The organism is Thioclava nitratireducens (genome assembly GCF_001940525.2).
Classification (GTDB): Bacteria; Pseudomonadota; Alphaproteobacteria; order Rhodobacterales; family Rhodobacteraceae; genus Thioclava; species Thioclava nitratireducens.
On sequence record NZ_CP019437.1, the window covers coordinates 1,453,921 to 1,471,450 of the forward strand.

General features: G+C 64.9%; 18 protein-coding genes. 10 read left to right on the forward strand and 8 right to left on the reverse strand.

The features are described from left to right. Window positions 1-7 precede the first annotated feature (7 nt). On the forward strand, window positions 8-1,423 hold the full coding sequence (locus BMG03_RS07215) for an aldehyde dehydrogenase family protein (protein WP_075776087.1): 1,416 nt from the start codon (window positions 8-10) through the stop codon (window positions 1,421-1,423). 119 nt (window positions 1,424-1,542) lie between these two features. Next, entirely contained in the window at window positions 1,543-3,144 is a 1,602-nt protein-coding gene (locus BMG03_RS07220; protein ID WP_075776086.1) for an APC family permease, read from the forward strand. 51 nt (window positions 3,145-3,195) lie between these two features. On the opposite strand, the gene BMG03_RS07225 is transcribed toward BMG03_RS07220, so the two are convergent. Genes BMG03_RS07225 through tkt form a run of 3 tightly spaced genes read right to left on the reverse strand, consistent with a single transcriptional unit; the run spans window position 3,196 to window position 7,030 of the window. Further along, window positions 3,196-4,071, reverse strand: a complete 876-nt coding sequence (locus BMG03_RS07225) for a lysophospholipid acyltransferase family protein (RefSeq protein WP_075776085.1) — start codon at window positions 4,069-4,071, stop codon at window positions 3,196-3,198. A gap of 11 nt (window positions 4,072-4,082) precedes the next feature. Next, window positions 4,083-4,970: a DMT family transporter gene (locus tag BMG03_RS07230; RefSeq protein ID WP_158275080.1), complete on the reverse strand. Its 888-nt coding sequence runs from the start codon at window positions 4,968-4,970 to the stop codon at window positions 4,083-4,085. Between the two features lie 41 nt (window positions 4,971-5,011). Beyond that, the gene (gene tkt, locus BMG03_RS07235) at window positions 5,012-7,030 is read right to left on the reverse strand and encodes a transketolase (RefSeq protein ID WP_075776084.1); all 2,019 of its coding nucleotides are present in this window, start codon (window positions 7,028-7,030) and stop codon (window positions 5,012-5,014) included. 201 nt (window positions 7,031-7,231) lie between these two features. On the opposite strand from tkt, the gene BMG03_RS07240 reads away from it, so the two are divergent. The 3 genes from BMG03_RS07240 to BMG03_RS07250 are packed head-to-tail and all read left to right on the forward strand — an operon-like array spanning window position 7,232 to window position 8,596. After that, complete coding sequence (locus BMG03_RS07240; RefSeq protein ID WP_075776083.1) at window positions 7,232-7,807, forward strand: hypothetical protein; 576 nt, start codon at window positions 7,232-7,234, stop codon at window positions 7,805-7,807. After that, on the forward strand, window positions 7,800-8,177 hold the full coding sequence (locus BMG03_RS07245) for a cell division protein ZapA (RefSeq protein ID WP_075776082.1): 378 nt from the start codon (window positions 7,800-7,802) through the stop codon (window positions 8,175-8,177). The genes BMG03_RS07240 and BMG03_RS07245 overlap by 8 nt, the downstream gene beginning before the upstream one ends. Further along, the gene (locus BMG03_RS07250; RefSeq protein WP_077701160.1) at window positions 8,174-8,596 is read left to right on the forward strand and encodes an MliC family protein; all 423 of its coding nucleotides are present in this window, start codon (window positions 8,174-8,176) and stop codon (window positions 8,594-8,596) included. Before BMG03_RS07245 ends, BMG03_RS07250 begins: the two co-directional genes overlap by 4 nt. 68 nt (window positions 8,597-8,664) lie before the next feature. Here the strand turns inward: BMG03_RS07250 and purF are convergent, their stop codons facing one another. The 5 genes from purF to BMG03_RS07275 form a co-directional block, all read right to left on the reverse strand. Next, the gene (gene purF, locus BMG03_RS07255; protein ID WP_075776081.1) at window positions 8,665-10,143 is read right to left on the reverse strand and encodes an amidophosphoribosyltransferase; all 1,479 of its coding nucleotides are present in this window, start codon (window positions 10,141-10,143) and stop codon (window positions 8,665-8,667) included. Window positions 10,144-10,249: 106 nt separating this feature from the next. Further along, window positions 10,250-10,861, reverse strand: coding sequence for a CvpA family protein (locus BMG03_RS07260; RefSeq protein WP_075776080.1), 612 nt, complete (start codon window positions 10,859-10,861; stop codon window positions 10,250-10,252). Window positions 10,862-10,883: 22 nt separating this feature from the next. Continuing rightward, entirely contained in the window at window positions 10,884-12,248 is a 1,365-nt protein-coding gene (radA, locus tag BMG03_RS07265) for a DNA repair protein RadA (RefSeq protein ID WP_075776079.1), read from the reverse strand. A 4-nt stretch (window positions 12,249-12,252) separates the two neighbouring features. Then, window positions 12,253-13,068 (reverse strand): alpha/beta fold hydrolase, encoded by an 816-nt coding sequence (locus BMG03_RS07270; protein WP_075776078.1) that lies wholly within the window; start codon window positions 13,066-13,068, stop codon window positions 12,253-12,255. After that, the gene (locus tag BMG03_RS07275; RefSeq protein ID WP_075776077.1) at window positions 13,069-13,668 is read right to left on the reverse strand and encodes a 2-hydroxychromene-2-carboxylate isomerase; all 600 of its coding nucleotides are present in this window, start codon (window positions 13,666-13,668) and stop codon (window positions 13,069-13,071) included. Between the two features lie 111 nt (window positions 13,669-13,779). Here BMG03_RS07275 and BMG03_RS07280 point away from each other — a divergent pair, with 111 nt between their 5' ends. The 5 genes from BMG03_RS07280 to BMG03_RS07300 all read left to right on the forward strand — a co-directional run bounded on the left by BMG03_RS07280 (window position 13,780) and on the right by BMG03_RS07300 (window position 17,345). Continuing rightward, on the forward strand, window positions 13,780-14,799 hold the full coding sequence (locus BMG03_RS07280) for a ribose-phosphate pyrophosphokinase (protein WP_075776076.1): 1,020 nt from the start codon (window positions 13,780-13,782) through the stop codon (window positions 14,797-14,799). A 124-nt stretch (window positions 14,800-14,923) separates the two neighbouring features. Continuing rightward, window positions 14,924-15,769, forward strand: coding sequence for a DMT family transporter (locus tag BMG03_RS07285; RefSeq protein WP_075776075.1), 846 nt, complete (start codon window positions 14,924-14,926; stop codon window positions 15,767-15,769). A gap of 102 nt (window positions 15,770-15,871) precedes the next feature. Beyond that, complete coding sequence (locus BMG03_RS07290; RefSeq protein WP_075776074.1) at window positions 15,872-16,471, forward strand: superoxide dismutase; 600 nt, start codon at window positions 15,872-15,874, stop codon at window positions 16,469-16,471. A 191-nt stretch (window positions 16,472-16,662) separates the two neighbouring features. Then, window positions 16,663-16,890: a hypothetical protein gene (locus BMG03_RS07295; RefSeq protein ID WP_075776073.1), complete on the forward strand. Its 228-nt coding sequence runs from the start codon at window positions 16,663-16,665 to the stop codon at window positions 16,888-16,890. Then, window positions 16,890-17,345, forward strand: a complete 456-nt coding sequence (locus BMG03_RS07300) for a baeRF12 domain-containing protein (RefSeq protein ID WP_075776072.1) — start codon at window positions 16,890-16,892, stop codon at window positions 17,343-17,345. Before BMG03_RS07295 ends, BMG03_RS07300 begins: the two co-directional genes overlap by 1 nt. Window positions 17,346-17,530: the final 185 nt, after the last annotated feature.

Consider the following 17,530-nt stretch of genomic DNA (forward strand, 5'->3'; position numbering starts at 1 on the left):
AGCCTCGATGGATCATCGCAGTTTCAAGACCCCGGCGCAGATTTTCGTCGACCTAGCGGCGGGCAACCCGCAGCGCCGCATGGCTTTCGATCCGGCGCAACGGCGCGCGGCGCTGCAGGCGCTCTCGCGCGCGATCCATGATTGCGAGGCGGAGATCCTCGCCGCGCTGGCGGAGGATTTCGCCAAGCCCGAGGCCGAAATTCGCCTGACCGAGATCCTGCCCGTTCAGGCGGAGATTTCGCACGCGTTGCGCAATCTGAAAACGTGGACGAAAGTGCGTCGGGTGCGCCCGACCCGTGCGATGTTGGGCACCCGCGCGCGGATCGTGCCGGAGCCGAAGGGCACCGCGCTGATCATCGCGCCGTGGAACTACCCGCTGGCGCTGTCGCTCGGGCCGCTGGTTTCGGCCATCGCGGCGGGCTGTGCCGCGATCGTCAAACCCTCAGAGCTGGCCCCGGCCAGCGCCGCCGTGATCGCGCAGATCGTCGACGAGGCGCTACCTGCCGATCTCGTGCGTGTGGTGCAGGGCGGGGTCGAGGTCAGTCAGGAACTGCTAGAGCAACCTTTCGATCATATTTTCTTCACGGGCTCGCCGCGAGTGGGCAAGATCGTGATGGCGGCGGCGGCGAAGCATCTCACCTCTGTGACGCTGGAGCTGGGCGGCAAATCCCCGGTCATCGTCGGCCCCGGCGCCGACCTGAAAAAGGCCGCGCGGATGATCGCCTGGGGCAAGTTCGCGAATGCCGGTCAGACTTGCATCGCCCCCGATCACGTCTATGTCGCCAAGCAGATCGAAGCCCCGTTCCTGGCCGAGCTGAAAGCCGCGATTGCGCGGATGTATGGCAAGACGGAAGAGGCGCAGGCGGCCACGCGCGATCTCGCGCGGATCATCAACCCGGATCATTTCGCCCGGCTCATGGGCATGATCGAGAGCGCGCAGTCAGCGGGCGCAAAGGCGCTGACCGGCGCAACCGGTGAGGCGCAGAGCCGCTATATCGCGCCGACCGTCCTGATGGGCACCGATCCGTCGATGACGGTCGAGCAGGAAGAGATTTTCGGTCCCGTCCTGCCGGTCATTCCCTTCGACGATGCGGTGGATGTGGTGACGCGGATCGAGGCCGGGCCGAAGCCGCTCGCCCTTTACATCTTCGAGCGCGACCGCGGCTTGATCGACCGATTGCGCCGCGCAACCAGTTCCGGCGCGGTGGGCATCAATGTCGCGCTGGTTCATTACCTGCACCAGAACCTGCCCTTCGGCGGGATCGGCAATTCGGGCGTGGGTGCGGCGCATGGCCATTGGGGCTTCGAGGCATTCACTCATCTCAAACCCGTGCTCGAGAACCGTTTCGCGCCGCTTGCGATGCTGATGCCGCCCTATCGCAGCGGACGCATGGCGAAGCTCGCCCAGAAATTTCTGCGCTAAGGCTGACTGCGGATTTCACGCGTGATCGCGTTCCGCCACAAGCCCGTGTAATCGCTCCGGTTGGCGAGATCGCGCCCTAGTTGAACTCCTGTGATCAATAAGAAACAGGGGATTCACCAATGGCATCAACCGAAACGATGGCGGGAGGAGGCAAGCTGCGGCGGGACGCCGGGGTCATCGGGCTGCTCTTCGCCTCCACGACGTCGATGATCGGCTCGGGCTGGCTCTTCGGGGCCTATCACGCCTCGAAAATCGCTGGGCCGCTCTCGGTCTGGTCCTGGGTGGTCGGGGCGGCGATCATCATGCTGATCGCGCTGTGCTTCGCCGAACTCTCCACGATGTTCTCGAAATCCGGCGCGCTGGTCCATATGAGCCACGCGAGCCACGGTGCGACCTTGGGCAGGCTCTGGGGCTGGATGCTGTTTCTCAGCTATGCGCCGGTGCCTGCGGTCGAGGCCGAGGGGATCGTGACCTATGCGAACAATTACCTGCCCTATTTTCTGCGCGGAGACGGGACGGGCACGCTGACGCTGGTGGGCTTCATCACCTCCGCGCTTCTCCTGAGCGTTCTGGCGCTGCTGAACCTGCTGGCGATCAAGGCGCTGCTGAAGGTTAACAATACGGTGACGTGGTGGAAGATCGCGGTGCCTCTGATCACCGTGGTCGGCCTGATCGCGGCTTCGTCCCATTGGGGTGTCTGGCATGCGGCTCCGGGTACCTACAAGGCGCAAGGCATGTTCACCGCGATTCCGGCCGCAGGGATCGTGTTCTCGTTCCTCGGCTTTCGCACGGCGATCGACTTGGGCGGCGAGAGCGCCAATCCCGGTCGCAATATCCCGATGGCGGTGATCGGCTCGGTCATTCTTGCCGCGATCGTCTATATCCTGCTGCAAGTGGCCTTCATCATGGCCCTCTCGAAGGGCGATCTGGCGAATGGCTGGTCGTCTCTGAGCTTCAAAGGTTCCGCGGGTCCCTTCGCCGGTCTCGCCGCGACGCTCGGCATGGGCTGGCTGGCGCTGCTCCTCTACGTGGACGCCTATATCTCGCCCGGCGGGACGGGGCTGATCTACGTCACTGGCGGCTCGCGCATCCTCTATGCCGTGGGCGATACCGATAGCGGGCCGAGCGCGCTGACGCATACCACCCGTCACGGCGTGCCGTGGCTGGCGGTTGCGGTGATGTGGGCCGTGGGCGTTTTCTTCCTGCTGCCCTTCCCGGCGTGGCAATTGCTGGTGGGCTATATCAGCTCGATCACGGTTCTGACTTATGGCCTTGGTCCGATCGTGCTGATGGTGCTGCGCCGGTCGCAGCCCGATGCCGAGCGTGCGTTCCGTCTGAAAGGGGCGGAGTTCCTTGCACCACTGGCCTTCATTGCCTCGAACCTCGTGATCTACTGGACCGGGTTCTACACCGACTCGATCCTGTTCGGGATGCTGCTCGTGGGCTTCGCCATCTACGCGCTCGTGTTCCACGTCGTGCAGAAGAAATCCGCCCCCGAGTTCGGCTGGCGCCATATCGGCTGGCTCGCGCTGTGGTTCGGCGGGCTCTGGATCATCACCGCGCTCGGCACTTCGGATCACGCGCTGGGGGTGCTGAACTTCTGGGGTGGGATGGCCCTCGTCGCGGTGTGGTCGCTGGTCGTGATCTGGTTCGCGCTGCGCGCGGCACTTCCGGCGGAGGAAACCGGCGCGCTGATGGAGCGGATCCAGCGCGGCAACTGAGCCGGTCCGAGAGGCCAAAAAGGCGCGCGAGAAAATCTCGCGCGCCTTTTCTTATTTGCGTTTCCCCTTCCAGCGGCGATGAATCCAGAGCCATTGCTCCATGTGCTTGAGGATCATCTCCTCCAGCCCGTCATTGAGGGTCTGGGTCATCGTTTCGGGGTCGGTATGTGGCACGGGCTTGTCAGCGTAGATCCTGAAGCTGAGCCCGTCGGGCTGGCGGATCGCGTAGATCGGCACCAGATCGGCCTTCATCTTCAGCGCCATTTCCGCCGCAGACAGAGGTGTGAAGGCGGGCAGGCCGAAGAAGCTCAATTCCGCGCCCTTGCTGAAATGCTGATCGAAGCCGAAGGCGACCATCCCGCCATCGCGCAGGAACTTTATCATGTCGCCCAAACCCCGGCGCGAGCGCGAGAACAGCGGCTCGGCGATGGCGGAAATGGTCGAGACATATTGTTCGTTGAAGAGCGGGTTGTTCATCGGGCGGTAGATCGCGCCGACCCGGTAGCCGCGCCCTGCAAGCGCCGCGCGCCACGCGTCGTAATTGCCGAAATGGCCCGCAGCCAGAACGACCGGACGCCCCTCGCGATGGGCGGCTTCCAGCGTCTCGGCCCCGGGGCCTTCGATCGGCAGATCGCGCACGCGGGCCACGAATTCTTCGCCGGAATAGATCTCCGCCAACATGCGGCCCAGATTGTCGGGCATCTCGCGCTGCAGCCGCTTGATCTCGTCCTCGGACAGATCAGGACAGGCGATCGCCAGGTTCTCGCGGATTTTGCGGGTGAAGCCAAGGACCGGCGCGAGCCGCGCCACCATCCGCCCCGCCGCCGGGATGCGCCGCTCGTACGGTAGCCGCTGGACCAGCCGCATCACCGCCACGAAAAGGGCATTCGAGACGCGGTCGGACAAGGTGGGTTCGCGGTACTTCATCGTGTCGGGTGTCAGGCTCTGGCTTGGCGCGCAGCTCGGCGCTCACGCGACCAGACATAGAGGCCAGCCCCTACGATCACAAGCGCCCCGGCGATCGTGAACCCGTCGGGAAACTGTCCGAACATCAGCCAGCCCCAGAAGGACGCGAACAGCAGACCCGAATAGCCGAACGGTGCCAGCGTCGAGGCCTCGGCCAGCGCGAAGGCGCGGATCAGCAGAAATTGCGAGAGGCTACCCGCAAGCCCGAGGCCGAGGAAAACCCACAGATCGGAGAGCGCGATCGGCTGCCATATGAAGGGCAGGGCGAGCGAGGAAAGCGCAAGCCCGGTATAGGCGGACCAGAGCTGCGAGGTGGCCGCGCTATCGCCGCGCAGGTAGCGCGTCAGCAGCACCGCGCCCGCGAAGCTGAAGGCGGCGAGTAGCGCCAACAGTGCTGCCGGATGAAAGCCCGCGAAACCCGGGCGCAGGATGATCATCGCGCCGATGAACGCGGCCGCGATGCCGAAGATGCGGTGTGGGCCCAGCCGCTCGCCCAGAAACAGGGCGGCGCCGAGCGTCACGATCACGGGGTTCAGATCGCCAAGCGCGGTCGCGGTGGCCAGCGGGACATGTTTCAGCGCGTAGAAGAACGAAACGATCGCACCCATCTGGAACAAGGCCCGGCCCAGTTGGAACTTCGGCTGTGCGCTGCGAAGCCTGCGCGGCAGGCTGCCGCGATAGATGACCGCCAGCACGGCGGCATTCACCGCGAAGCGCGCCCAGACGATCAGAAGCGGGTGGTAACCTTGCCCGAGAAGTTTCGCGAAAGCGTCCATCAGAGTCAGCATCGAGAACGCGCCGAGCATCAGCGCGATCCCCATCCCGGGGCGATCGCCCTCGGGAAGCAAAGAGGGGGCCACGCCGGGCCCCCTCGCTGTCGCTTTCAACCCGGGCAGAGCCATCAGAGGAGGCTCTTGACCTTCTCGGCCACGGCCTCGGGGGTGATCCCGAACTTCTCGTAAAGCTCGCCTGCCGGGGCGGAGGCGCCGAAGCCCTCCATGCCCACGAAGCCGGCTTTCGCCTCGCGGCCACGCTCACCCAGAAGCCAGCGGTCCCACGGCTGGCGCACGGCGGCCTCGACCGCCACGCGGACCGAGTTCGGCGGCAGCACGCGCTTGCGGTAGCCCTCGTCCTGCTCGGCGAACAGCTCCATGCAGGGCATCGAGACGACACGGGTACCGATCGCTTCCTTCTGCAGCATCTCGCGAGCTTTCAGCGCGATTTCCACTTCCGAGCCGGTCGCCATCAGGATCACCTGACGCTTGCCATCGGCTTCGGCCAGAACATAGGCGCCGCGCGCGGTGAGGTTCTGCGGCTTGTACTCGGTGCGCAGCGTCGGCAGACCCTGACGCGACAGCGCCAGAACCGAGGGGGTGCCCTCTTGGTTCATCGCGATTTCCCACGCCTCGGCGGTCTCGATGACATCGGCGGGGCGGAAGGTCAGCGTGTTCGGCGTCGCGCGGCAAATCGCGAGATGCTCGACCGGCTGGTGCGTCGGGCCATCTTCGCCCAGACCGATCGAGTCATGGGTCATGACATAGACGGTCGGCACTTTCATCAGAGCCGAGAGACGCATCGCGCCGCGCGCGTAGTCGGTGAAGCAGAAGAACGTGCCGCCATAAGGGCGCACGCCGCCATGCAGCCACTGACCGTTCATCGCGGCGGCCATGCCATGCTCGCGGATGCCGTAGTGGATGTAGCGACCCTTGCGGTTCTCCGCGTTGAAGACCGTCATGTCCTTCGACTTCGTGAGGTTCGAGCCGGTGAGGTCGGCCGAGCCGCCGATGGTCTCGGGGCAGGCGGCGTTGATCACGCCCAGAACCATTTCGGACGCCTTGCGGGTCGCGACCTTCGGTTTGGCCTCGGCCTGTTCCTTCTTGAACTTGCGGATCGCGCCGGTCAGCTTCTTCGAGACGCCGCCTTCCATGATGCGCGTGAACTCGGCCTGCTTGGCCGCCGAGAGCTTGCCGAAGCGCTCCTCCCATTCGGCGCGCTCTGCTGCGCCGCGGGTGCCGATCGCTTCCCATTGCGACTTCACGTCGGCGGGGATTTCGAACGGGCCGTGATCCCAACCGTAGATCGCCTTGGTGCGCGCGATCTCCTCGTCGCCCAGCGGTGAGCCGTGGGCGGAGTAGCTGTCGGCCTTGGTGGGTGCGCCGAAGCCGATGATGGTCTTGCAGTCGACCAGAACCGGACCCTTGGCTTGCTTCGCCTTGGTCAGCGCCTCATCGATGGCAACCGGATCGTGGCCGTCACAGGCGAAGACAGTCCAGCCCGACGCCTCGAAGCGCTTGCGCTGGTCGGTCTTGTCCGACATCGACACGCGGCCGTCGATGGTGATGTCGTTGTTGTCCCACAGCACGATCAGGTTCGACAGTTCCTGCATCCCGGCAAGGCCGATGGCCTCCTGGCTGATGCCTTCCATCAGGCAGCCGTCGCCTGCGATGACCCAGGTCCGGTGATCGACGAGCTTCTTGCCCCATTGCGCGCGCAACGCCTCTTCGGCGATGGCCATGCCGACCGAGGTCGCGAGGCCCTGGCCGAGCGGCCCGGTGGTGGTTTCCACCGCGTCGAGCAGGAAATTCTCGGGGTGGCCCGCGGTCAGCGCGCCCGACTGGCGGAAGTTCTTGATCTGGTCGAGCGTGACCTGCTCATCGCCGCAGAGATAGAGCAGCGAATAGATCAGCATCGAGCCGTGGCCGGCCGAAAGGATGAAGCGGTCGCGGTCAGCCCATTTCGGGTTCTTCACGTCGAATTTCAGGTGGTTCTGGAACAGAACGGTCGCCACGTCGGCCATACCCATCGGCATGCCGGGGTGACCGGAATTGGCGGCCTGCACCGCATCCATCGCCAATGCGCGGATCGCGGAGGCAAGTTTCCAATGCTCAGGATGGGCGGCGCGCAGCTCTTCGATTTCCATGAAACGTCCTTTCGCGGGGCAGCAGTTGGATGGGTCCGCGCCCCTGATAGCAGGGATCGGCCCGAGATCAAGCGTGGCCCACAAGTGCTTGGGGCAAAAGGGTGGGCTTGCCCTGTCGCAAAGGGTTAGACTGATCGAAATCCGCAGCCGGGCCGCGATTCGGCCATGGCAAGCGAAAAACATGAGGACGAGGAGGCGTGCATGAGTGATATCGCCGAATACGAACGCCGCATCGCTTTCGCGCTCGAACGGATCGGGCGCGGGGTCGAAGCGCTCAAGCAGCGCGAGGCAATGCAGGCCAAGGCAGCGCAATCCGCAGCGCAGCAAACCGAGCTGGAGGCCGCCGAGGCGGAACTGCCCCCGGTACCGGAGCCGCCGCCCGAAGTTGTCGCAGATCCGGCGGAGGTGGCCGAACTGAAAGCCGCGCTCGCCGCGGAGCAGGAAGCGAACGCACAACTCTCCGAACGCGTCCGCGCGATCCGCGAGAAACAGGACACCACGCTGGGCGCGATGGAGCGCAAATACGGCGCCGCCGTCCGGGCGCAGGAATCTGCCTTCAAGGAGGTCGCTGCCCTCAAGCAAGCCAACGCGGCGCTGGTCGCGGCCAATCGCAAGCTGATGGACGAGGGCGTGGCCTTCTCCGACGAGGCGCTGATGGCCGAGTTGCAAAGCCTGCGCGCCGCGCGCGACGGCGAAAGCGCCGAGCTTGAACAGATCATCGCGGGTCTCGACCCGATCATCGAAGCGGCGAGCCGCGAGGAGGGGACCGATGCCTGAGGTGACGATTTCCGTCGGCGGCCGCGATTTTCAGGTCGCCTGCCAAGAGGGTGAAGAACATTTCCTGCGCTCGGCTGCCGGGATGCTCGACAGCGAGGCGCAGGTGCTTCTGGGCCAGATCGGGCGCGTGCCCGAGAACCGGATGCTGTTGATGTCGGGGCTGATGCTGGCCGACAAGGCTGCGGGCATCGAGGATCAGCTGCGCGACGCGATGAACCGTCTTGGCGAATTGCAGGCGAAGATCGACGAATTGCAGTCGAACCCGGCCCATGTCGAAGTGCCGATCCTGCCGCCCGAAGTGACCGAGACGCTGGCCGAGATCGCCGCACGCGCGGAGTCGCTCGCCGACCGGGTCGAGGACGACGCGTGAGACGGACGCTATTTGGCGCGTTGCTCGCCGGCGCCGCGCTGACGGGGCCGGTGGAGGCGCAGGATGCGGCGGTGCCATCGGGGCAACACGACACGCCCGTCGAGCGGCTTGAGCCGCTCAACCCGACGACCGGCGATACGGTAGAGCCGGTGGTGACCGTCACCTATCATTGCGAGCGCGGCGCGGAAGTGCACGCGGCCTACATCAACGACACCGATCCCCAGCGCGTCGCCCTGTTCCTGCAGGGACGGCTCGTCGTGATGAGCCATATCCGCTCTGCCGACGGCGCGAGATACGCCGAGGATGGCGAGGGCGAGGCGGGTTATGTGTGGTGGACAAAGGGCCACGGCGCGATGCTCGACTGGATCGCCGAGGATGGCGAGGCGCAACCGCTGTTCCGCGCCTGTCAGGAAGACTGAGGGCCGCAACGCGATACGCGCGGCGGCCCTGAAGAAATCGTATCAGACGAACGGAAAGCGCCGCGCGCTTACTCGGCCGCCTTCATCTCGAAACCCTTTTCCAGCTGATCCGAAGGCGTGATCGGATACTCGCCGGAGAAGCAGGCATCGCAATATTGCGGGCAGGAATTGTCGCGGCCCTTGGCCTCGCCCACCGCGCGATACAGCCCGTCGAGCGAGATGAACTTGAGGCTGTCCACGCCGACCCATTCGCGCATCTCTTCCTCGGTCATCTGCGCCGCCAGCAGCTTGTCGCGGTTCGGCGTGTCGACGCCGTAGAAGCACGGCCATGCGGTCGGCGGCGAGGCGATCCGGAAATGCACCGATTTCGCGCCCGCATCGAGGATCATGTCCTTGATCTTGCGCGAGGTGGTGCCGCGCACGACCGAGTCGTCGACAAGGACCACCCGCTTGCCGCGGATGAGCGACTTGTTGACGTTGAGCTTGAGGCGCACGCCCATGTTGCGGATCTGCTCGGTCGGCTCGATGAAGGTGCGGCCCATATACTGGTTGCGCGTGATCCCGAGCGCGAAGGGGATGCCGCTTTCCTGACTGTAGCCGATCGCGGCGGGGGTGCCGCTGTCGGGCACGGGGCAGACCAGATCGGCCTCGACCGGGGCTTCGCGGGCCAGCTCGACGCCGATGGCGCGACGGGTCTCGTAGACCGAGCGGCCGCCGATCATGCTGTCGGGGCGCGAGAAATAGACATGCTCGAAGATGCAGAAGCGCCCGGTCGAGGGGCCGAAGGGACGCGAGCTTTCGATATGGCCGTCCTGAATGACCACCATCTCGCCCGGATCGATCTCGCGGACGAATTCCGCGCCGATGATGTCGAGCGCACAGGTCTCGGAGCTGAGCACATAGCCATGTTCGCCGAGCTTCCCCAGCACCAACGGACGCACGCCCAGCGGGTCGCGCACACCGATCAGCTTGGTGCGCGTCATCGCGACGATGGAGAACGCGCCTTCCACGCGGCGCAGCGCGTCGGCGATCCGGTCGGCGTGCTTGCGCTGGATCGAGCGCGCCATCAAGTGGATGATGCATTCGCTGTCGGACGACGACTGGAAGATCGCGCCGCGCTCGATCAGTTCGCGGCGGAGCGCGTCGGCATTGGTGAGGTTGCCGTTATGCGCGACCGCGCAGCCGCCCATCGAGAACTCGCCGAAGAAGGGTTGGATATCGCGGATCACCGCCCCCTTGGAGCCTGCGGTGGAGTAGCGCACATGGCCGATGGCGATATCGCCTGGCAGCGTTTCCATCAGGCTCGACTTGGTGAAATTGTCCCGGACGTAGCCGAAGCGGTGAGCGGAATTGAAGCCGGTTGCGGCATCATGCGCGACGATACCGCCCGCTTCCTGACCGCGGTGTTGCAGGGCGTGCAGACCAAGAGCCACGAAATTCGCGGCGTCGGAAATGCCGACCACACCAAAGACGCCGCATTCTTCCTTGAGCTTGTCGTCGTCGAAAGGATGGGCGAAGTGGGTCTTCTGGGCGGCGGGGCAGGACATGGCATCAGCTCCGTATGACGCAAGGGGAGGGCGCTTGCGCTCATTTATATGCAAACGCGAGAGGTGTTAACCCCTCGCGCCTGTAAAAACCGTCATGTGGCTGTCATCAATTCGCCGTTGCCGGGGGCAATTCGTCCGTCCGGGCCGGGGCATCGGCACCCGGAGGCGCGGGGCAGGCGGCTACGAGTTGCTCGTAGCGTTGCACGATCCAGCCGGGCGCATCGGCGGGCATCGATTCGTCGAGCTGTCCGGAGGCGCGCGAGAACACCTTGGCCGAGCGCGAGTCGTCGACCACTGGCACGGGGTCGTTGCTCATCACGCGGTCGTAGACGACGAAGGCCACCGCGACGAGGATCACACCGCGCACCACGCCGAACAGGAAGCCAAGCCCCTGGTCGATCCCGCCAAGGGCCGAGCGTTGCACGGCGGAGGCGAACAAGGGCGTCAGGATCGAGAAAACGACGAGCGCCACGGCGAAGACCACCGCGAAGCCGCCGATCATGCCCAGCTCGCAGCTTTGGCCGATGAACTTGTCGAGGCCGGGGATCTGCTGCACCAGAGGGCGCGCCTCGTTGGCGAAAATGTAAGCGACGATCGCCGCCGCGATCCAGCCGACGATGGCCAGCGCCTCACGCACGAAGCCCCGCGAATAGGCGAGGATCGCCGAAAGAATGATGACGACCGCCACGATGGCATCGACAATGGTGAACCCGTCCATTTTCGCTCCTGTGTTCTCGGCGTTATCCGGCGCCGAACATCTCCCCGGTAAAAGTCACGAGATCGCCCAGCTTGCGCAGGGACATCCCGCTCGACCCTTCGGCTTTCGTTCCCGAGGGTGCGATCGCTTGTGAAAAACCAAGTTTCGCCGCTTCTTTCAACCTGTTTTCCGCTTGACCCACGGGACGCAGCGCACCCGACAGGCTGATTTCCCCGAAAATCACCATGTCCGCTGGAAGCGCCACATCTTCGCGCGCACTGAGAAGCGCGGCGGCCGCGGCGAGGTCGGCTGCGGGCTCAACCACCCTCATCCCGCCCGCGACATTCAGGAACACGTCGAGCCCCGCGAAGGGGATGCCGCATCGCGATTCCAGCACCGCGAGAATGGTCGAGATCCGCCCGCTGTCGAGACCGACTACGGTACGACGGGGCGAAGCAAGCGTTGAGGGTGCAACCAGCGCTTGAATCTCCGTCAGCACCGGTCGCGTGCCTTCTATTCCTGCGAAAACTGCCGATCCCGGCGCGGGTTGGCCGCGCTCCGACAGGAACAGCGCCGAGGGGTTGGCGACCTCGGCCAGACCCGCCCCGGTCATCTCGAAGACACCGATCTCGGAGGCCGGGCCGAAGCGGTTCTTCACCGCGCGCAGGATGCGGAACTGGTGGCCGCGCTCGCCCTCGAAATAGAGCACCGTGTCGACCATGTGCTCGATCACGCGCGGGCCCGCGATCTGGCCTTCCTTGGTGACGTGACCCACGAGGATGACGGCGGTGCCGCGCTTTTTTGCGAAGCTCACCAATTCGTGTGCAGCGGCGCGCAGCTGGCTTACCGAACCCGGTGCGCTGTCGACATTGTCCGACCACATGGTCTGGATCGAATCGATGATGACGAGGTCGGGGCGCTCGGCTTCAAGCGTCGTCAGGATGTCGCGAAGCGAGGTTTCAGCGCCCAGCCCGACCGGCGCGTCCGCAAGGCCCAGCCGTTGCGCGCGCATCCGCACCTGGCTCGCCGCTTCCTCTCCCGAGATATAGAGTGCCTTCACGCCCTTGCGGGCGAAGCTGGCGGTCGCCTGCAGCAGAAGCGTCGATTTCCCGATGCCCGGATCGCCACCCACGAGCACCGCCGAAGCCGCCACGAGACCGCCTCCCAGAACCCTGTCCAACTCCTCCATGCCCGATTTCACGCGGGCGGGCGGGGTTTCCTTGGTGTCGAGCGCGGTGAGCGGGATCACCTTGCCCTTAGCGCCTTTCATCCCGGAGCCGGGCGTGATCGAGATCGGGGCTTCCTCGTGGATGGAGTTCCATGCGCCACAGGCGTCGCAACGCCCGGACCATTTGGCATGCGTCGCGCCGCACTCGGCGCAGCGGAAGATCGCGGATTGCTTGGCCATGAGGTCAGCTGCGTTCCAGATTGGCGGCGATCAGGCTCGCGCATTGTTCGGGATGAGTGGCTGGCAGCATATGGCCCGCGCCCTCGACGCAGGCGACGCCCACATCGGGCAGGCGCGCGGCAATCGCCTCGGCCACTTTCGGCATCGTCGGCGGCGAGCGGTCGCCATGGATGATCATTGCGGGCGCGTCGATCTGCTCGATCCCGTCGGGCCGTGCTATCTGCGCCGGATCCGCGAAATTGGCGCGAGAGATATTCTCGACCATCGGCATGCACGCGGTGAAACGTTCGCGCTGCGTTTCGGTATAGCTGTCCCACGGCTGGCCGGTGCCCCAGTCACGCATGAAGCCGCGTGCGGCCGGCTCGTAATCGCCCGCTTCCATCAATTGCTCGAAGTGATCCTGCTTGGCGCGCAGATCCTGCCAATCCGGGTCGTCCTCGGGCAGCGCCGCGAACAGCACCGGCTCGATCAGCGTCAGCGAGCGGACGGCCTCGGGCGCGCCGACCGCGATGCGCAGCGCGACCGAGGCGCCGAAACTATGCCCGATCAGATCGACAGGGCGCTCAATGAAGCTTGCAGCGATCCGTGTCACCTGCGTTTGGAAGCTCCCGGGCTCGCTCGCGTCGCCGCGCCAGGGTGCGGATTGCCCGTGGCTCGGCTGATCGAAGGCGGTCGCCGTGATCTGCTGGCCCAACGGCATCAGCGCCTTCGCCCAGAGGTTCGAACTGCCGAGCGTGCAATGGATCGCGATCGCCGGACGTTCGCCCTGACCGAAGCTCTGCCAGAAGACTTCGGCCCCTTGTCGTTGGTCGCGCGGCATTCAGAGCGTCCCCAGGTAGTCGTCGAGCAACTCCAGGTGATCCTGCCCCCAGAACCGCTCATCGGTGTCGGTGACGATATAGAAGGGCGAGCCGAACACGCCGGCCTCGACCGCGTCCTCGAGGTTCTTCTCATAGGTGACCGCGCCGTCGAAGAGGCCGGTGGTCGCCAGATTGCCGTCGAAACCGTTGGCTTCCAGCGCCTCGCGGATCACCTCGTCCGAGGCGATGTCCTTGTCCTCTGCCCAGCAGGCGCGCAGGATCGCGTTGACCAGCCCGCCGACATCGCCGCCGCCCGCTTTCTGCGCCGCGATGATCGCATAAGACGACGGTGCGGGGTTCGGCGGATAGCCGGGAGGCGTGTAGTTCATCTCCATCCCGAGCCGCTTCGACCAGCGCTTGAGCTCTTGCATCCGGTATTCCATCCGGCTCTGGTGACGCTGCGCCGGGCGCACGCCGCCGGTGCGGTCGAACAGGCCCAGAAGGTCGAGCGGTTTGTAGGTCACGTCAGCGCCGTGACGCGCCGCGATCTCTTCGAATCGCGGGCCGCCGAGATAGGCCCACGGGCTGAACGTGCCGAAATAGTAGTCGATCCGTGCCATTCATAACACTTTCTTGACAGTCGAAATTGCCGCCACGCTACCCCGGTGCTAAGGCAGGCGCAATCAAGCGAATCCCGCCGGGGCTGCCCGGCGTCACGAAGGAACTGGCCCATGTCCGTCGTCACCGAACCGAAGCTCATCTCCGGAAATTCCAACAAACCGCTCGCGCAATCGATCGCGCGCCGCATGTCGATGCATCGCGGCATGTCCGTCGGTTTGGTGGATGCGCGGGTCGAGCGTTTCAACGACGGCGAGATTTTCGTCGAGGTTTTCGAGAACGTGCGCGGCGAGGATATGTTCATCATTCAGCCGACGTCGAACCCGGCCAATGACAATCTGATGGAGCTGCTGATCATCACCGACGCGCTCAAACGCTCCTCGGCAGATCGCATCACCGCCGTGATCCCCTATTTCGGCTATGCACGTCAGGACCGCCGCACCAAGGCCCGCACGCCGATCTCGGCCAAGTTGGTCGCGAACCTGCTGACCGAAGCGGGCGTTGACCGCATCCTGACGCTCGACCTGCACGCAGCCCAGATCCAGGGCTTCTTCGATATTCCGGTGGACAACCTCTACGCCTCGCCGGTCTTCGCGCTCGATATCCTGCACAACTTCAAGGGCCAGACCGACGATATCATGGTCGTCTCGCCCGACGTGGGCGGCGTGGCCCGCGCCCGTGAGCTGGCCAAGCGGATCGACGCGCCGCTCTCCATCGTCGACAAGCGCCGCGAAAAGGCGGGCGAGGTCGCGGGAATGACCGTGATCGGCGACGTGAAGGGCCAGAAATGCATCATCGTCGACGACATGGTCGACACGGCAGGCACGCTGTGCAAGGCCGCCGACCTGCTGATCGAGCACGGCGCGACCGAGGTTCACGCCTATATCTCGCACGGCGTGCTGTCGGGCCCGGCGGTCGAGCGGGTGACCAATTCGGCACTGAAGACGCTGGTCATCACCGACTCGATCGAGCCGACCGAGGCCGTGAAAGCCTGCCCGAATATCCGCATCGTGCCGACGGCGCCGATGTTCGCACAAGCGATCCTGAACACCTGGTCGGGCACCTCGGTGTCCTCGCTCTTCGAGACAGACACGCTCGTCCCGATCTACGAGGGCATGTACACACGCGACTGAGCGGTCGCGCCGCTGGACGCGCCGCGCTCGCTTGTTTGGATCGACCCGGGGTTCATGCTCCGGGTCATTTCATTTCGTCGGAAAGCCCGATGGACATCGGCGCATTCCGCGCCATTCTGGCGGCATGCGCCTTTTCGCTCTCACCGCTCTCGTCATGATCGCTTTCGCGGCCAATTCGGTGCTCAACCGGATGGCGGTGCATGATGCTGGCTGGGGGCCCGCTGCGACGGGCTTCGTGCGGCTCGCCTCGGGGGCGCTTGTTCTGCTGCTTCTCGCGATGCGGGCGAAAGGAGTGCGGGGCCTGCGTCTGCCAAGGGCGGTTCTGAGCGCCGGGGTCGCGACGCTCGCGCTCTATATCTTCGGGTTTTCCATCGCGAGCGGGCTGATCGACGCTGGCGTCGGCGCGCTGACGCTGTTCGGGATGGTGCAGATCACCATGTTCGCGGGGGCGCTGTGGCTGCGCGAGGCGATCTCGCTCTGGCGCTGGATCGGGGCGGGGCTGGCCTTCGCAGGGCTTATGGTCCTGCTCCTGCCCGCCTCGGGCGACGCCCATATCGATCCGCGCGGTTTCGCGATGATGGCGCTCGCCGGGATCGGATGGGGGCTCTATTCGCTCAACGGGCGGCGCACGCACGATCCGCTGGTCGCGACCGCGCTTAACTTCGCGCTGGCCACACCGCTGGCGCTGATCTGGATGCTCGGCGCGGGCGACTGGGGGCAGGGCGCAAGCTGGGGCTGGGCACCCGCGATCCTCTCGGGTGCTGTGACCTCGGGGCTGGGCTATGCGCTGTGGTATCGCGTGTTGCCGCAAATCCCTGCGAGCCTCGCCGCGATCGCACAACTTTCCGTGCCTCTGATCGCGGCGCTGGGCGGGGCGGTGCTTCTGGCCGAAATCCCGTCGGCGCGCTTCTGGCTGGCCGCGGCGCTGGTGATCGGCGGCATCGCGCTCTCGCTGCGGCGGAAAACCTGAGCACAACCGTCGGATGTTCGCCGCGGAAACGTCTTGACCTCGGAACCTCCAGCGCTTCTTTAGTGTTTGACGTACGAACCTTCGAACTCAAGAGAGGACATCATGGCTTTTGAACTTCCCGATCTTCCCTATGCCCACGACGCACTCGCGGATCTCGGCATGTCGAAGGAGACCCTCGAATATCACCACGACATTCACCACAAGGCCTATGTCGATAACGGCAACAAGGCGATTGCCGGCACCGAATGGGAAGGCAAGTCGGTCGAAGAGATCGTGAAAGGCACCTATCAGCCGAACGCCGTCGCGCAGAACGGCATCTTCAACAACGCCTCGCAGCACTGGAACCACACCCAGTTCTGGGAAATGATGGGTCCGGGCAACTCGGCCATGCCGAGCGAGCTGGAAAAGGCGCTGACCGAAAGCTTCGGCTCGGTCGACAAGTTCAAGGAAGACTTCGCTGCCGCGGGCGCTGGCCAGTTCGGCTCGGGCTGGGCATGGCTCGTGAAGGACAGCGACGGTTCGCTGAAAGTGACCAAGACCGAGAACGGCGTGAACCCGCTGTGCTTCGGCCAGACCGCGCTTCTGGGCTGCGACGTGTGGGAGCACTCCTATTACATCGACTTCCGCAACAAGCGCCCGGCCTATCTGTCGAACTTCCTCGACAAGCTGGTGAACTGGGAAAACGTCGCTTCGCGCATGTAATCTCCGCGAAACGAGCGAATTGGAAGGGCGTCCCGTGGGGCGCCCTTTTTCTTTGCGCGCTTCAGGACGCCCGTTTGTGAGCACGTTTGTGTGCCGGGGCGATTGCCGGGACGGAAAGACCGCTAAGCAGGAACCGCGACGCCGCCGGATCGGTTTTCTTGACAGAAACCCGTAACCAAGAGGAGGATACGATGGCTGAACGCATTCGCTCCAATGACGGCAAGCGCGAAACCGAAGAGGTCCTCGGCGAGAAGCCCGAGAATATCGAGACGCCGGAAGGGCAAGGCAGCTTGGGCGGGAACCTGAACCGCAAGGTCGGCACCCGCGATGAGAAGAAGCAGCTCGACGAAACCTCCGCAGGCACGACGCGCCCGCTCGGTGGCGACGAGCGAGATAGCGGCGAAAAGGAGAAGATGTGATGAAGAAACTCTCCAAGGGTACTTGGGTCGTCATCGCGGATGGCGAGAAGGCGCTGTTTCTGGAAAACATGATGGATGACGAGGATCCGAACCTCGTCGTGCGGCGCGTCGACGAGCAGGACAACCCGCCCGATCACGAGCAGGGCACCGACAGCCCGGGTCGGATGGCTGATGACGGCCCCGGCCAGCGCTCGGCTTTTCAGGAGACGGACTGGCACGAACTGGCGAAGATGCGCTTCGCTGACGATCTGGCCGAACATCTTTACAAGATGGTCCACAAGGGTCGGATCGAGCGGCTGGTGATCGTCGCGGCACCCCGTGTTCTGGGGGAAATCCGTCACGCGCTGCACAAGGAAGTCGCCGACGTCGTGGTGGCCGAGATCGACAAGACGCTGACCAATCACCCCCGCGACGAGATCGAGAAGCTGGTGAAAGAAGAGCTTGCGACCGTCTGATCGCGCCTCGCTGCGATTGACAGACAAAGCGCCGCGCGGTTGTTCGCGCGGCGCTTTTTTGATGGGGCTTTCCCGAAGGAGCGCTGCGGGGAAGCGGCGAGACCCGCGGGAGGTCAGTGACCGCACCTGTAATGCGGGCACATCGCGCGCGCATCGGCAGAGCGCAAGAAAACGCCGCGCGAGAT

Coding starts and splice junctions, on each gene's coding strand:
- BMG03_RS07215 (WP_075776087.1), top strand. CDS start 8: ATGGATCATCGCAGTTTCAAGACCCCGGCGCAGATTTTCGTCGACCTA.
- BMG03_RS07220 (WP_075776086.1), top strand. CDS start 1,543: ATGGCATCAACCGAAACGATGGCGGGAGGAGGCAAGCTGCGGCGGGAC.
- BMG03_RS07225 (WP_075776085.1), bottom strand. CDS start 4,071: ATGAAGTACCGCGAACCCACCTTGTCCGACCGCGTCTCGAATGCCCTT.
- tkt (WP_075776084.1), bottom strand. CDS start 7,030: ATGGAAATCGAAGAGCTGCGCGCCGCCCATCCTGAGCATTGGAAACTT.
- BMG03_RS07240 (WP_075776083.1), top strand. CDS start 7,232: ATGAGTGATATCGCCGAATACGAACGCCGCATCGCTTTCGCGCTCGAA.
- BMG03_RS07245 (WP_075776082.1), top strand. CDS start 7,800: ATGCCTGAGGTGACGATTTCCGTCGGCGGCCGCGATTTTCAGGTCGCC.
- purF (WP_075776081.1), bottom strand. CDS start 10,143: ATGTCCTGCCCCGCCGCCCAGAAGACCCACTTCGCCCATCCTTTCGAC.
- BMG03_RS07260 (WP_075776080.1), bottom strand. CDS start 10,861: ATGGACGGGTTCACCATTGTCGATGCCATCGTGGCGGTCGTCATCATT.
- radA (WP_075776079.1), bottom strand. CDS start 12,248: ATGGCCAAGCAATCCGCGATCTTCCGCTGCGCCGAGTGCGGCGCGACG.
- BMG03_RS07270 (WP_075776078.1), bottom strand. CDS start 13,068: ATGCCGCGCGACCAACGACAAGGGGCCGAAGTCTTCTGGCAGAGCTTC.
- BMG03_RS07275 (WP_075776077.1), bottom strand. CDS start 13,668: ATGGCACGGATCGACTACTATTTCGGCACGTTCAGCCCGTGGGCCTAT.
- BMG03_RS07280 (WP_075776076.1), top strand. CDS start 13,780: ATGTCCGTCGTCACCGAACCGAAGCTCATCTCCGGAAATTCCAACAAA.
- BMG03_RS07285 (WP_075776075.1), top strand. CDS start 14,924: ATGCGCCTTTTCGCTCTCACCGCTCTCGTCATGATCGCTTTCGCGGCC.
- BMG03_RS07290 (WP_075776074.1), top strand. CDS start 15,872: ATGGCTTTTGAACTTCCCGATCTTCCCTATGCCCACGACGCACTCGCG.
- BMG03_RS07295 (WP_075776073.1), top strand. CDS start 16,663: ATGGCTGAACGCATTCGCTCCAATGACGGCAAGCGCGAAACCGAAGAG.
- BMG03_RS07300 (WP_075776072.1), top strand. CDS start 16,890: ATGAAGAAACTCTCCAAGGGTACTTGGGTCGTCATCGCGGATGGCGAG.